The following is a 15,170-nucleotide window of genomic DNA, read 5'->3' as shown; positions in this document are numbered from 1 at the left end:
GAGGATGGTCAGGGCGCGGCCGGAGCCGCAATGGAAACGGGGCCGGGCCTGAGCCCGACCCCGAGGTCTTATCCGGCGAGCGCCGGCGCGTGCAGTGCGAGGAGGTCCTCGTAGGTCTCCCGTCGGGCGACGAGGCGCGCCTCGCCGTCGCGCACGAACACGATGGCCGGCTTGAGCGCACCGTTGTAGTTGTTCGCCATGGTGTAGGAGTAGGCGCCGGTGGTCGCCATCACGAGCACGTCGCCGACACGGGCGGGCGGCAGCTGCGCGCGGTCGACGAGCAGGTCGCCGGACTCGCACTGGCGGCCGACCACCTGAGCGGTCTCGATCCACGCCTCGTCGAGACGGTTGGCGAGCACCGGCTCGTAGCGCTGCTCGGTGAGCGCGATGTCGATGAGGTCGGCGAGGCCGCCGTCGACCGCGACGAAGGTCTTGCCCGTGTGCTTGACGGTCACGACGCGGTAGGCGGAGACGCCGGCGCGTGCGACGAGCGAGCGGCCCGGCTCGATCATGATCCGTGCGCCCTCGGGAAGATTCGCGCGGGCGGCCTCCACGATCGCGTCGAGGTAGGACTCGACGCTCGGCGCGACCTCGTCGTAGGTGTACTTGACGCCGAGCCCGCCGCCCACGTCGTAGGTGCCGAAGGTGCCCGCCGTCGAGATCTTCTCGACGGCCTCGGCAAACTGCTCGGTGTCGAGGATCTGCGAGCCGATGTGCAGGTGCACGCCCTCGAACTCCATGAGGGGATGCGCCTGCATGCGCGCGATCGCCTGGGCGGCCTGGTCCATGGGCAGGCCGAACTTCGAGTCGAGGCCGCCCGTCGCCTGCGAGGCGTGGGTCTTGGCGTCGACGCCGGGGATCACCCGCAGCAGCAGCTTCTGCGGCTTCGTCAGGAGCCGCTCCAGCCGGGTGATCTCGTCGTCGTTGTCGACGATGATCGTGCCGATGCCCGCGTCGAGCGCCATGCGCAGTTCGGCATCGCTCTTCGCGTTGCCGTGGAAGTGCAGCCGGGCGGGGTCGACGCCTGCGGCGAGCGCGAGCTGCAGCTCTCCGCCGCCGGCCACGTCGATCGAGAGGCCCTCCTCCTGCGCGAGTGCGTACATGCCCACGACGGGCAGCGACTTCGAGGCGAACAGCACCTCGGAGTCCGGCCAGCGCTCGTGCAGGCCGTCGACGAAGCGGCGCACCTGGCGGCGGAGACCGGTCTCGTCGAAGATCTGCAGCGGGGTACCGTACTCCTCCACCAGGCGGGTGACGGGGATCCCGCCGATCGCGAGCTCACCGCCCTCGGCTCCGTCGACGCGCGAGGACTCCTCGGGGAGGATGCTCCACAGCTCGCCGAGGCGGGTGCCCTGGGGCGACGGCTGGTCGAGCGAGGTCTGCGGGTCCTGGTGCGCGTTCACGGCGTCTCCTGTCTGGTCGATGGGGTCGAGCCTACGGCGAGAACCTTCGCCGGATCGTGTCGATATCGCATAGATTGGAGACATGAATGCAGGTATTTCTCCATCTCTTCCCGTGATGGAGCCGCATCTCACGGTCACGCTGCACGGGTTGCTCGTCCACCTCGGACCGCAGAGCGCCGAGCTCCTCGGCCCGGCCGACACGGAGCGCGAGGTGCTGGGCACCGAGTTCTACGACGCGCTCGACGACCTGCCCGACGAACCGGGGGCGATCCTGCTCATCCCGTCCGGCTCGGCCCTCACGACCGCGGAGCTCAGCTCCATCGCGACCGCCGCGGCGACCGCGCGCTACGCCGCGATCGCGCTCAAGTGCCGCGATGCCGAGGCGGGCACCCTCGCGGCGATCGCTGAGACGAGCGGCATCCCGTTCGTTCGGGTGCGCGAACGGGTGGGCTGGCGGCTGTTCGAGGCGCTCATCTCGCAGCAGCTCGGCGAGCAGCGCCGCACCGACGACGCGCATCTCGACCGCGGCGCCGAGCCGCTCTTCGCGCTCGCGAACGAGCTGGCCGAGTTCTTCGGCGGCTCGGTCGCGATCGAGGATCTCGGCCGGCGGATCATCGCCTACTCCTCGGTTCCCGGCCAGGCCATCGACCCGTTCCGCACGCAGGGGATCCTGGCACGGCACGTTCCCGACTCCCCGTTCAACGACGACCAGTACCGCACCGCCGTCCGCTCGGAGGTCCCGATCAAGTACCCGCAGCTCGGCGAGGAGCTCCCCGGGTCGTCACCGCGATCCGGGCCGGCGCCCTGCCGCTCGGCACGATCTGGGCGATCGACCCCACGGGTGATGCTCCGATCACCGAGGCGCAGATCCATCGCGTGCGGAGCGCGGCCGCGGTGGCGGCCGCGCACATGCTCAACGACCTGCGGGTGCGCGACGCGGGACGGATCCCCCGCGAGAACCGCCTGCGGGCGCTCCTCACCGGCACCGGGGTCGTGGGTTCGGAGTTCGCCGAGCTCGGGATCCCCGAGGAGCGCGGGGCCGCGCTGCTCGGCTTCGACCCCGGTGGGCCCGGCAGCGCGGAGGGCCGGGCGGCGAGCGATCATCCCACGCGGCTCGCCCAGCTGCGCTCCACCGTGCAGCGGCACCTCGCGGTCCATCGCCCCGAGGTGGTCACGGTCGCCCACGGCGGTCGGGTCTACGCGCTCTTCTCCTGCGACGACCTGGCCGCCGCGCTCCGCCTGGCGGAGCCGCTGCTCCCGATCCTCGACCGCCTGCTCGACACGGGCACCGCGATCGCCGCGCCCGGCATCGTGCACCGGCCCGTCGAGGTCGCGCCGCGCCGCGCCGCCGCGGATCGCCTGTTCGCCACCGCGGAGCACTGGGCCGTGCCCGACCGGGTGCTCACCGCCGCCCGGCTGCGTCCGCTGCTGGTGTTCGAGCGCAGCGCCGAACTGTTCGCCGCCGAACCCGAGCTGCGGCTCCCCGGATCCGGGAGCTCGTCGACACCGACCTCGCGGTCGCCGAAACCCTGCTGGCCTGGTGCCAGCGCTTCGGGAACGTCGCGCGCACGGCCGCGGATCTCGGGGTGCACGAGAACACCGTGCGCGCTCGGCTGCGGCGCGCCGAGCGCACGCACGGGATCCCGCTCGAGGATCCGGATACGCTGCTGACCATCTGGCTGCAGCTGCGCAGCGAAGGAGTCGCCGCATGACCGTCTGGTTCACCCCGTCGTCCGATCCCGCCGACGCGTCGCTCGCGCTCGACGCGCTCGCCTCCGTGTTCGCCGAAGGCCCCGCGCTGCTGCTCACCGGAGCCGGGATCAGCACCGACTCGGGCATCCCCGACTACCGCGGACCCGATTCCCCGCCGCGCAACCCGATGCGCATCGATCAGTATCTGCACGACGAGTCGTATCGTCGGCGCTTCTGGGCCGGTGCCCGCGTCGGATTCGACGCGCTGCACGTCGAGCCGAACACCGGGCACCGGGCCGCGGCCGCGCTCGAGGCCGCCGGGATGCTCACGGGGATCGCGACGCAGAACGTCGATGGGCTCCACCAGCGGGCGGGCGCCCGGCGGGTGGTCGAGCTGCACGGCAGCGGGGCGACGATCCGCTGCGTGGAGCACGGGCACCGCTGGAGCCGGGCCGAGGTGCTCGCCTGGTTCGACACCGCGAACCCGGGGTTCGCGGAAGCGAACGCGGATGCTCGGATCGCGCCGGACGGCGACGCGGAGGTCGACGGGGTCGCGGACGTGGTCGTGCCGGTCTGCCCCGCCTGCGGCGGCATGCTGCGACCCGACGTCGTCTACTTCGGCGAGCACGTGCCGCGCGAGGTCTTCGCGGCGGCCGAGTCCCTGCTCGCCGACGCCACGGGCCTGCTGATCGCGGGCTCGTCGCTCGCGGTGAACACCGGGGTACGGCTCGTGCACCGGGCCACCCGGCGCGAGATCCCCATCGGCGTGATCAACCGCGGGCCCACCGCGGCGGACGCGCGCGCGAGCGTCCGCATCGAGGGCGGGGTGAGCGAGACCCTCTCGGGCCTCGCCGCGCGGCTGCTCTGACGGTTCGGGTCTGGTTCGGAAGGAGATTCGGGATCAGCAGGAGGATCCGATCCGAATCGTCCTCCTGAACCCGGTTCTCCTTCCGAAGCCGGCCTCTCGCGCTACTCGACGACGACGATCAGGTCGCCCGCTTCGACGGAGCGCGCCCCCGAGAACACGATCCGCGACACGGTGCCCGTCACGGGCGCCGTGATCGCCGCTTCCATCTTCATCGCCTCGATGACCGCGACCGGATGCCCGGCCTCGACGCGGTCGCCGACGGCGACCTTTACCGTCACGGTGCCCGAGAACGGCGCCGCGATCTGTCCCGGCACGGTCCGGTCGGCCTTCTCGGCGACCGGGGCCGAGACGGCGACCCGCTCGTCCTTCACGAACACGGGACGCAGCTGGCCGTTGACCCGCACCATGACCGTGCGCACGCCCTTGTCGTCGGCGTCGCCGATCGCCTCGAGCCCGACGTAGAGGCGGACCCCTTGGCCAGGTCGACCGCGTGCTCGGTGCCCGAATCGAGACCGTACAGGTAGTCCCCGGTGTCGAGGATCGACAGGTCCCCGAAGCTCTCGCGGGCCGCCTGGAACTGCGCGGTCGGCTGCGGGAAGAGCAGTCGGTTGAGCGCGTCGCGGCGCTCGGCGCTGTCGCCGTCGAGCAGCGCCGAGTCCTCGGCCGAGACGCTCGCGGTCTCGGGCCGCACCTGGCGCCCGGCGAGCACCTTGGAGCGGAACGGCTCGGGCCAACCGCCCGGGATCTCGCCGAGCTCGCCCGAGAGGAAGCCCACGACCGAGTCCGGCACGTCGTAGCTCTGCGGATTCTGCTCGAAGTCGGCGGGGTCGGCGTCGACCGCAGCGAGGTGCAGTGCGAGATCGCCGACGACCTTCGACGAGGGCGTGACCTTCGGGATCCGTCCGAGGATCCGGTCGGCCGCCGCGTACATGTCTTCGATCTTCTCGAAGTTCTCGGCCAGGCCGAGCGCGATGGCCTGCTGCCGGAGGTTCGAGAGCTGACCGCCGGGGATCTCGTGCGCGTAGACCCGACCGGTCGGCGAGGGAAGCCCCGACTCGAAGGGCTTGTAGAGCGTGCGTACCGCGTCCCAGTAGGGTTCGAGCGCGAACACCGCGTCCTGCGACAGCCCCGTGTCCCGCTCGGTATCGGCGAGGGCCGCGACGAGCGCCGACAGCGACGGCTGGCTCGTGGTGCCCGACATCGGCGCGGAGGCGGCGTCGACCGCGTCGACGCCCGCCGCGGACGCGGCGAGCAGGGTCGCGAGCTGGCCGCCCGGGGTGTCGTGGGTGTGCAGGTGCACCGGCAGGTCGAACCGCTCGCGCAGCGCGCGGACGAGCTTCGCCGCCGCGGCCGGACGCAGCAGGCCGGCCATGTCCTTGATGGCGAGGACGTGCGCTCCGGCCCCGACGATCTCGTCGGCCAGGCGCAGATAGTAGTCGAGGGTGTACTTGTCTTCTCGCGGGTCGAGCAGGTTGCCGGTGTAGGCCATCGCGACCTCGGCGACGGCGGTTCCCGACTCGCGCACCGCGTCGATGGCGACGCGCATCTGCTTCACGTCGTTGAGCGCGTCGAAGATGCGGAACACGTCGACGCCGGTCTCCGCGGCCTCGCGCACGAACGCGCGCGCGACGGATTCCGGGTACGGGGTGTAGCCGACCGTGTTCTGGCCGCGCAGCAGCATCTGGATCGGCACGTTCGGCAGCGCCTCGCGGAGCGCTGCGAGGCGGTCCCACGGGTCCTCGCCGAGGAACCGCAGGGCCACGTCGTAGGTCGCACCGCCCCAGGCCTCCACCGACCACAGCTGCGGAGTGAGGCGTGAGACGTGCGGCGCCACGGCGAGGAGATCCCGGGTCCGCACCCGTGTCGCGAGCAGGCTCTGGTGCGCATCGCGGAAGGTGGTCTCGGTGACGGCCAGGGCCGTCTGCTCGCGCAGGCTCTTCGCGTAGGCGTCGGGACCGAGCTCGAGCAGGCGCTGACGGTAGCCCGCGGGCACCGGGGCGTCGAGGTCGACGACGGGCAGCTTGACGCGGGGTTCGACGGCGCCCGGGCGCTCGCCGTTCGGCTGGTTCACCGTGACGTCGGCGAGGTACTGCAGGACGCGGGTTGCCCGGTCCTTCGGCTTGTTGAGCGTCAGCAGCTCGGGCCGCTCCTCGATGAAGGACGTCGACACGTCCCCGGCGCGGAACGCGGGATCGGCGAGGACGGCCTGCAGGAACGGGATGTTGGTCGAGACGCCGCGGATGCGGAACTCGGCGAGCGCCCGCTCGGCACGGCCGACCGCGCCGGCGAAGTCGCGGCCGCGGCAGGTGAGCTTCGCCAGCATCGAATCGAAGTGGGGGCTGATGTGGGCGCCCGGGTTGATGGTGCCGCCGTCGAGGCGCACACCGCCGCCGCCCGGAGAACGGTAGGCCGTGATGCGGCCGAGATCGGGTCGGAATCCGTTGGCGGGATCCTCGGTGGTGATGCGGCACTGCAGCGCCGCGCCCCGCAGCTGGATGCGATCCTGCGTGAGCCCCAGCTCGGCGAGGGTCTCGCCCGCGGCGATCCGCATCTGTGCCTGCACCAGGTCGACATCGGTCACCTCCTCGGTGACGGTGTGCTCGACCTGGATGCGAGGATTCATCTCGATGAACACGTGCTCGCCGGCGCGTTCGCCCTCGGTGTCGAGCAGGAACTCGACGGTGCCCGCGTTCTCGTAGCCGATGGACTCGGCGAAGGCGATCGCGTCGCGGGTGAGCGCGTCGCGCACCGCGGGGTCGAGATTCGGTGCGGGAGCGATCTCGACGACCTTCTGGTGCCGGCGCTGCACCGAGCAGTCGCGTTCGTAGAGGTGGACGGTCGCGCCCGTGCGGTCGGCGAGCACCTGCACCTCGATGTGGCGCGGCCGCAGGACCGCCTGCTCGATGAACATCGTCGCGTCGCCGAACGCCGATTCGGCCTCGCGCATGGCGCTCTCGAGCGCATCGCGGAGGTCCTCTTCGCGTTCCACGCGACGCATCCCGCGTCCGCCGCCACCGGCGACGGCCTTCGCGAACACCGGGAAGCCGATCTCGCGCGCACCCGCGACGAGCGCATCGATGTCGGTCGACGGCGGTGTCGAACGCAGGACGGGCACCCCCGCGGCGATCGCGTGCTCCTTCGCGGCGACCTTGTTGCCGGCCATCTCGAGCGCACGTCGGCCGGGTCCGATGAAGCGGATCCCCGCGGCTTCGGCGGCCGCGGCCAGCTCCGGGTTCTCCGAGAGGAAGCCGTAGCCGGGATAGATCGCGTCGCAGCCCGCCTCCGACGCGACCCGCACGATCTCGGCGACGTCGAGGTAGGCCCGGACGGGATGCCCCTCCGTCCCGATCAGGTAGGCCTCGTCGGCCTTCAGCCGGTGCAGGGAGTTGCGGTCCTCGTAGGGGAACACGGCGACGGTCTTCGCGCCCAGCTCGTAGGCGGCGCGGAATGCGCGAATGGCGATTTCGCCGCGGTTGGCGACCAGGATCTTCCGGAACATCGGTGGTGCGGGTCCTTTCTCGGGGGCCTCGGGGTGGGAGGCTGCTGAGGGAAACGGCCGCCCCTCGCGCATGCGAGGGGCGGCCGTCGTGCTGCACTACTCCGAGACGAAGTAGAGACGCTTGTTGGCGAACTCGCCGATTCCGACGGGGCCCATCTCTCGGCCGAAGCCGGAGCGCTTCACTCCGCCGAACGGGATCTCGGCGGCTTCGGCGGCGATGATGTTGACGTGCGCCATGCCGACCTCGAGCTTCGAAGCGACCCGGGCGGCCCGGGCGTCGTCGGTCGAGAACACGGATCCGCCGAGGCCGAGCGCGCAGTCGTTCGCGAGCTCCAGCGCCTCTTCGTCGCTGTGCACCTTGTAGACGGTCGCGACGGGCCCGAAGATCTCCTCGCGGTAGGAGGAGGACTCGCGCGGAACGTCGACGAGCACGGTCGGGGAATAGTAGGCCGCGGGCCCCTCCGACAGCACGCCGCCGGCGAGCACCCGAGCGCCTTCGGACACGGCCTGCTGCACCTGGGCGTGCACGGTCTCGGCCGCGGCGCGGGTGGAGAGCGGCACGTACTCGCCCTCGCCCAGGTTCAGCTGGTCGCCGGGCGTGAGGCCCTCGGCGAGCTTCACCAGCTCGGCGACGAACTCGTCGTAGATGTCGGCCATGACGATGAGGCGCTTGTTGGAGTTGCAGACCTGGCCCGCGTTGTAGGTGCGGAAGTCCCATGCGGCCTTGGCGACGCCTGCGACGTCGTCGGAGTCGAGGACGACCATGGGGTCGATGCCGCCGAGCTCGAGCACGCACTTCTTGAGGTGCGTGCCGGCCTGAGCGCCGATGATGGCGCCGGCGCGCTCCGAGCCGGTGAGGGAGACGCCCTGCACGCGGGGGTCGGCGATCATGGTCGCGATCTGCTCGTGGGAGACGAACGCCGCCTGGTAGCCGCCGACGGGCACGCCGGCCTGCTCCATGATCTCCTGGATCACGAGGTTCGACTTGGCGCAGATGTCGGCGTGCTTGAGGATGATGGTGTTCCCGAGCACGAGGTTGGGCGCCGCGAAGCGGGCCACCTGGTAGTAGGGGAAGTTCCAGGGCATGACGCCGAGGAGCGCACCGAGCGGCAGGTGCTGCATCACGGCCTTGCCGGGGATGGTGCTGGGGATCTCGTAGTCGGTGATGAGCCCGGGGCCGTAGACGGCGTAGTAGTCGATGATCGCGGTCGCGAAGTCGACCTCGTCGAGGCTCTCGGCGATCGACTTGCCCATTTCGAGGGCGATGATCTCGGCGAGTTCCTCGCGGCGCTCCGCGAAGATCTCGGCGACACGCTTCACGACGGCGGCGCGCTCCTGCACGCTGCGGTCCCGCCACTCGCGATAGGCGGCGTCGGCGGAGGCGAGCTGCTGCTCGACCTGCGCATCGGTTGCGGATTCGAAGGTCTCGACAATCTCGCCCGTCGCGGGGTTTTGAACTCGATACTTCGCCATGATCTATCTGTTTCCTGTCTTCCACACGGCGAACCACGTCGTCGCCGGTCAGGTCTATGCTCGCATCTTTCGACGGTCGAGCGCACCTTCAGCTGCTCCTGGCTTCGGGCTTCTCGCAGACAGAGTGACCCGATCGGCCGGGCCAGCACTGGCCCCAGCGGTGCGGCGGGAGGACTCGCCGCGCAGTGCCGCCGGCCGGTTCGGAGGCGGAAACGCGAACAGGGGCGGGGGTCTCGCGAGAACTCGCGGGCCCCCGCCCCTGGACACCCGTGTGGGCAGTGAAAACACAAACGGGGCCAGGCTGGTCAGGAAGCTCACGCTCCCCAACCAGTCTGGCCCCGTTCAAAAAAGGGGTCCGGCGGTGTCCTACTCTCCCACACCCTCCCGAGTGCAGTACCATCGGCGCAGTCAGCCTTAGCTTCCGGGTTCGGAATGTAACCGGGCGTTTCCCTGACGCTATAACCGCCGTAACTCTATTGACATACCAAAACCATCACCACCCACACCCCCACAAGAAGGGCTGGCGGCAGGGTCCTTGGCCGTACGTCAAGAACCACAAAGTGGACGCGAACAATCACAACAGGAAATTCTGAAAGTGTAAATCAAGTCATCGGCTTATTAGTACCAGTCAGCTCCACACCTTACGGCGCTTCCACATCTGGCCTATCAACCCAGTCGTCTACTGGGAGCCTCACACACACAAGGTGTACGGAAATCTCATCTCGAGGCCGGCTTCCCGCTTAGATGCTTTCAGCGGTTATCCATCCCGAACGTAGCCAACCAGCCATGCCCTTGGCAGAACAACTGGCACACCAGAGGTTCGTCCAACCCGGTCCTCTCGTACTAGGGTCAGATCCTCTCAAATTTCCAACGCGCGCAGCGGATAGGGACCGAACTGTCTCACGACGTTCTAAACCCAGCTCGCGTACCGCTTTAATGGGCGAACAGCCCAACCCTTGGGACCAACTCCAGCCCCAGGATGCGACGAGCCGACATCGAGGTGCCAAACCATGCCGTCGATATGGACTCTTGGGCAAGATCAGCCTGTTATCCCCGAGGTACCTTTTATCCGTTGAGCGACAGCGCTTCCACAAGCCACTGCCGGATCACTAGTCCCGACTTTCGTCCCTGCTCGACCTGTCAGTCTCACAGTCAAGCTCCCTTGTGCACTTACACTCGCCACCTGATTGCCAACCAGGTTGAGGGAACCTTTGGGCGCCTCCGTTACTTTTTGGGAGGCAACCGCCCCAGTTAAACTACCCACCAGGCACTGTCCCAAGACCCGATCAGGGTCCGTAGTTAGATATCCAGAATGACCAGAGTGGTATTTCAACAATGACTCCACGAACACTGGCGTGCCCGCTTCACAGTCTCCCACCTATCCTACACAAGTCACACCGAATACCAATACCAAGCTGTAGTAAAGGTCACGGGGTCTTTCCGTCCTGCTGCGCGTAACGAGCATCTTTACTCGTAATGCAATTTCGCCGAGTTCATGGTGGAGACAGCTGGGAAGTCGTTACGCCATTCGTGCAGGTCGGAACTTACCCGACAAGGAATTTCGCTACCTTAGGATGGTTATAGTTACCACCGCCGTTTACTGGGGCTTAAATTCAAAGCTTCGACCGAAGTCTAACCTCTCCTCTTAACCTTCCAGCACCGGGCAGGCGTCAGTCCGTATACGTCCACTTGCGTGTTAGCACGGACCTGTGTTTTTAGTAAACAGTCGCTTCCCACTGGTCTCTGCGGCCACCACACCCTTTCCCAAGCAAGTTGGTATAAGCGGATGGCCCCCCTTCTCCCGAAGTTACGGGGGCATTTTGCCGAGTTCCTTCACCACGATTCTCTCGATCTCCTTAGTATTCTCTACCTGACCACCTGAGTCGGTTTGGGGTACGGGCGGCTAAAACCTCGCGTCGATGCTTTTCTCGGCAGCATAGGATCACTGACTTCCCCATACGGGTCCCCATCACATCTCACCCAAAGCCTCTAAATATTACTCAGAGACGGGCTACATGCTTAGCCCGGGACAACCATCGCCCGGGACCAGCTACCTTCCTGCGTCACACCTGTTAATACGCTCACCTCACCAGATCGGGTTCGCAACCTCCACACCCACAGAACCCGAAGGCTCAAAGGATGCTTCACCTGCTTAGCACTCCTGGATCAGCGTTTGACGGTTCTTCGCCGGTACGGGAATATCAACCCGTTGTCCATCGACTACGCCTGTCGGCCTCGCCTTAGGTCCCGACTTACCCAGGGCAGATTAGCTTGACCCTGGAACCCTTGGTCTTCCGGAGGACGGGTTTCTCACCCGTCTTTCGCTACTCATGCCTGCATTCTCACTCGTGTGGCATCCACGACTGGATCACTCCGCCGCTTCACTCGCCACACGACGCTCTCCTACCCATCCATACGGCTGAACCACGAAGGCTTGCCTCAGTACGAATGCCACAACTTCGGTGGCGTGCTTGAGCCCCGTTACATTGTCGGCGCGGAATCACTTGACCAGTGAGCTATTACGCACTCTTTCAAGGGTGGCTGCTTCTAAGCCAACCTCCTGGTTGTCACAGCAACTCCACATCCTTTTCCACTTAGCACGCGCTTTGGGACCTTAGTTGGTGATCTGGGTTGTTTCCCTCTCGACTATGAAGCTTATCCCCCACAGTCTCACTGCTGCGCTCTCACTTACCGGCATTCGGAGTTTAGCTGACGTCAGTAACCTTGTAGGGCCCATCGGCCATCCAGTAGCTCTACCTCCGGCAAGAAACACGCAACGCTGCACCTAAATGCATTTCGGAGAGAACCAGCTATCACGAAGTTTGATTGGCCTTTCACCCCTATCCACAGCTCATCCCCTCAGTTTTCAACCTAAGTGGGTTCGGTCCTCCACGACGTCTTACCGTCGCTTCAACCTGGCCATGGATAGATCACTTCGCTTCGGGTCTAGGACATGCGACTGAACCGCCCTATTCAGACTCGCTTTCGCTACGGCTACCCCACACGGGTTAACCTCGCCACATATCGCTAACTCGCAGGCTCATTCTTCAAAAGGCACGCTGTCACACCTACAAGGGTGCTCCAACGGATTGTAAGCAAACGGTTTCAGGTACTATTTCACTCCCCTCCCGGGGTACTTTTCACCTTTCCCTCACGGTACTAGTCCGCTATCGGTCATCTGGGAGTATTTAGGCTTATCAGGTGGTCCTGACAGATTCACACGGGATTTCTCGGGCCCCGTGCTACTTGGGATACACACCACGCGGTAAAACCATTTCAGATACGGGGCTCTCACCCTCTCCGGCCGCCCCTTCCAAGGCGTTCTCCTATAGCTTCACTCTCACGCTCGAGACTCAGCAGCGTCTCACGGCATGTCCCACAACCCCCAACGTGCAACCCCTGCCAGGTATCACACACGCTAGGTTTAGCCTCTTCCGGTTTCGCTCGCCACTACTCCCGGAATCACATGTTGTTTTCTCTTCCTGTGGGTACTGAGATGTTTCACTTCCCCACGTTCCCTCTACCCGCCCTATATATTCAGGCGGGAGTCACCAGGCACGCACGCGCCCTGGCGGGGTTTCCCCATTCGGAAATCCTCGGATCACAGCTCGTTTATCAACTCCCCGAGGCTTATCGCAGATTACGACGTCCTTCTTCGGCTCCAGATGCCAAGGCATCCACCGTTTGCTCTTCGAAACTTGAAATCACATAAGTATCAGAAACGCTCACACCAACCCAACGGGCCAGCATGAGCAAATTTTTGACCAGTGAGCAGACACCACCCGAAGGCGATGTCCAGCTCAAGAACCAGTACAAGTACTGGTTCGAAGATGCTCGCGTCCACTGTGTAGTTCTCAACGTACGGTCGATCCCACCCCCGCAAGCAACACGTCTTACGGACGAGGGTCAGAGACCCAGTCACCCACACCCCAAAAGGGCGTAGCCGGCTGGTCCTCCAGGACCCAATAGTATGCACCTGGAAGCCTCGACCTCCCCCACCCATGCGTTCCAACAGCCCCTCCACGAGGAAGACGCTGCGTACTAGCACAGGCGACGAAAATCAAGACTTGTCTTGTCGAATGTTCCACCCATGAGCGGCCAGCATCACACGTTCGGTGATGATCTGGCCATTCTGCGGAACCCCGTAGGGTTCCGAGTGCTCCTTAGAAAGGAGGTGATCCAGCCGCACCTTCCGGTACGGCTACCTTGTTACGACTTAGTCCTAATCACCAGTCCCACCTTCGACGGCTCCCTCCACAAGGGTTAGGCCACCGGCTTCGGGTGTTACCGACTTTCATGACTTGACGGGCGGTGTGTACAAGGCCCGGGAACGTATTCACCGCAGCGTTGCTGATCTGCGATTACTAGCGACTCCGACTTCATGGGGTCGAGTTGCAGACCCCAATCCGAACTGAGACCGACTTTTTGGGATTCGCTCCACCTCGCGGTATCGCAGCCCTTTGTATCGGCCATTGTAGCATGCGTGAAGCCCAAGACATAAGGGGCATGATGATTTGACGTCATCCCCACCTTCCTCCGTGTTGACCACGGCAGTATCCCATGAGTTCCCACCATAACGTGCTGGCAACATAGGACGAGGGTTGCGCTCGTTGCCGGACTTAACCGAACATCTCACGACACGAGCTGACGACAACCATGCACCACCTGTATACGAGTGTCCAAAGAGTTGACCATTTCTGGCCCGTTCTCGTATATGTCAAGCCTTGGTAAGGTTCTTCGCGTTGCATCGAATTAATCCGCATGCTCCGCCGCTTGTGCGGGCCCCCGTCAATTCCTTTGAGTTTTAGCCTTGCGGCCGTACTCCCCAGGCGGGGAACTTAATGCGTTAGCTACGACACAGAAACCGTGGAACAGTCCCTACATCTAGTTCCCAACGTTTACGGCATGGACTACCAGGGTATCTAATCCTGTTCGCTCCCCATGCTTTCGCTCCTCAGCGTCAGTTACGGCCCAGAGATCTGCCTTCGCCATCGGTGTTCCTCCTGATATCTGCGCATTCCACCGCTACACCAGGAATTCCAATCTCCCCTACCGCACTCTAGCCTGCCCGTACCCACTGCAGGCCCGAGGTTGAGCCTCGGGTTTTCACAGCAGACGCGACAAGCCGCCTACGAGCTCTTTACGCCCAATAATTCCGGACAACGCTTGCACCCTACGTATTACCGCGGCTGCTGGCACGTAGTTAGCCGGTGCTTTTTCTGCAGGTACCGTCACTTTCGCTTCTTCCCTACTAAAAGAGGTTTACAACCCGAAGGCCGTCATCCCTCACGCGGCGTTGCTGCATCAGGCTTGCGCCCATTGTGCAATATTCCCCACTGCTGCCTCCCGTAGGAGTCTGGGCCGTGTCTCAGTCCCAGTGTGGCCGGTCACCCTCTCAGGCCGGCTACCCGTCGTCGCCTTGGTGAGCCATTACCTCACCAACAAGCTGATAGGCCGCGAGTCCATCCCGAACCGATAAATCTTTCCACCCACACACCATGCGGTGATGGGACATATCCAGTATTAGACGCCGTTTCCAGCGCTTATCCCAGAGTTCGGGGCAGGTTACTCACGTGTTACTCACCCGTTCGCCACTCTTCCACCCAGCAAGCTGGGCTTCATCGTTCGACTTGCATGTGTTAAGCACGCCGCCAGCGTTCGTCCTGAGCCAGGATCAAACTCTCCGTAAAGAAACAAATGCAGAACCACCAGCGGAATAAGCCGACAGCCTGCGAGTTTGACCTGACAAAAACAAACATCATTACTGACGTTCAATTTGTCCAAAAGGAATCGCCATTCACCCACACCCAAAGGCGCGAGTGGACGGGATAATAAATTGGCATTTGACAATCAAGTGCACACTATTGAGTTCTCAAGGACCAGACGCCCCCCGTACTCGCCAAAGCTTTCCGAAAGACAACCTCTCCAACTTACCACACCAAAACCAGACCAGCAACCAACCCAAACGAGCCAGCACCAGCACCCACACGACAACAGCCCTGCAGAACCCCAGCCCCCGAAAGAACCAGAACCACCCGGTAGTGGTAAGAAGCGGATCCTCACTCTAGCACCGCGCCTGCCGACACAACAAGTCGGGGTTTCGATGATCCAGAGGGATCCATCCGCGCCAACCGCCCGAGCCGCTTCCGCGTCCCGCACTGTCGCGCTGACAAGGGAATACATTACGCGCACCCCACCCCACCCGCAACACCACACGTCATCCCGCGCGTGTCCC

Annotated in this window: 5 protein-coding genes, 3 rRNA genes and 1 pseudogene; 2 read left to right on the top strand and 7 right to left on the bottom strand. The window is 65.0% G+C overall.

The features are described 5' to 3' along the window. Positions 1 to 68: 68 nt before the first annotated feature. Both lysA and AB3K78_RS00040 read right to left on the bottom strand, forming a co-directional pair. Positions 69 to 1,403: a diaminopimelate decarboxylase gene (gene lysA / locus AB3K78_RS00045; RefSeq protein WP_416445058.1), complete on the bottom strand. Its 1,335-nt coding sequence runs from the start codon at positions 1,401 to 1,403 to the stop codon at positions 69 to 71. A gap of 31 nt (positions 1,404 to 1,434) precedes the next feature. Beyond that, entirely contained in the window at positions 1,435 to 2,085 is a 651-nt protein-coding gene (locus tag AB3K78_RS00040) for a hypothetical protein (protein WP_416445056.1), read from the bottom strand. A 529-nt stretch (positions 2,086 to 2,614) separates the two neighbouring features. Here AB3K78_RS00040 and AB3K78_RS00035 point away from each other — a divergent pair. Together AB3K78_RS00035 and AB3K78_RS00030 are read left to right on the top strand one after the other, a co-directional pair. After that, positions 2,615 to 3,115 (top strand): helix-turn-helix domain-containing protein, encoded by a 501-nt coding sequence (locus AB3K78_RS00035; RefSeq protein ID WP_416447267.1) that lies wholly within the window; start codon positions 2,615 to 2,617, stop codon positions 3,113 to 3,115. Beyond that, positions 3,112 to 3,963 (top strand): Sir2 family NAD-dependent protein deacetylase, encoded by an 852-nt coding sequence (locus tag AB3K78_RS00030; protein WP_416445054.1) that lies wholly within the window; start codon positions 3,112 to 3,114, stop codon positions 3,961 to 3,963. The genes AB3K78_RS00035 and AB3K78_RS00030 overlap by 4 nt, the downstream gene beginning before the upstream one ends. A gap of 101 nt (positions 3,964 to 4,064) precedes the next feature. On the opposite strand, the pseudogene AB3K78_RS00025 reads toward AB3K78_RS00030, so the two are convergent. From AB3K78_RS00025 to AB3K78_RS00005, 5 genes and pseudogenes are all read right to left on the bottom strand, one after another. Next, positions 4,065 to 7,462, bottom strand: a pseudogene (locus tag AB3K78_RS00025) (pyruvate carboxylase). A gap of 96 nt (positions 7,463 to 7,558) precedes the next feature. Beyond that, positions 7,559 to 8,935, bottom strand: a complete 1,377-nt coding sequence (locus AB3K78_RS00020; RefSeq protein ID WP_416445052.1) for an NAD-dependent succinate-semialdehyde dehydrogenase — start codon at positions 8,933 to 8,935, stop codon at positions 7,559 to 7,561. 353 nt (positions 8,936 to 9,288) lie between these two features. After that, positions 9,289 to 9,405: ribosomal RNA gene (rrf, locus tag AB3K78_RS00015) — 5S ribosomal RNA — on the bottom strand. Between the two features lie 128 nt (positions 9,406 to 9,533). Next, a 23S ribosomal RNA gene (locus tag AB3K78_RS00010) occupies positions 9,534 to 12,639 on the bottom strand. A gap of 463 nt (positions 12,640 to 13,102) precedes the next feature. After that, a 16S ribosomal RNA gene (locus AB3K78_RS00005) occupies positions 13,103 to 14,625 on the bottom strand. Together the 16S, 23S and 5S rRNA genes form the textbook arrangement of a ribosomal RNA operon. Positions 14,626 to 15,170 lie beyond the last annotated feature (545 nt).

Origin of the sequence: Leucobacter sp. HNU (assembly GCF_047946755.1) — a bacterium.
In the GTDB taxonomy this organism is placed as follows: Bacteria; Actinomycetota; Actinomycetes; order Actinomycetales; family Microbacteriaceae; genus Leucobacter.
This window is presented reverse-complemented; position numbering and strand designations above follow the sequence as displayed.

Bases quoted from the DNA above. Each gene is read 5' to 3' on its own strand.
- AB3K78_RS00030 (WP_416445054.1), top strand. From the start codon at position 3,112: ATGACCGTCTGGTTCACCCCGTCGTCCGATCCCGCCGACGCGTCGCTC.
- AB3K78_RS00020 (WP_416445052.1), bottom strand. From the start codon at position 8,935: ATGGCGAAGTATCGAGTTCAAAACCCCGCGACGGGCGAGATTGTCGAG.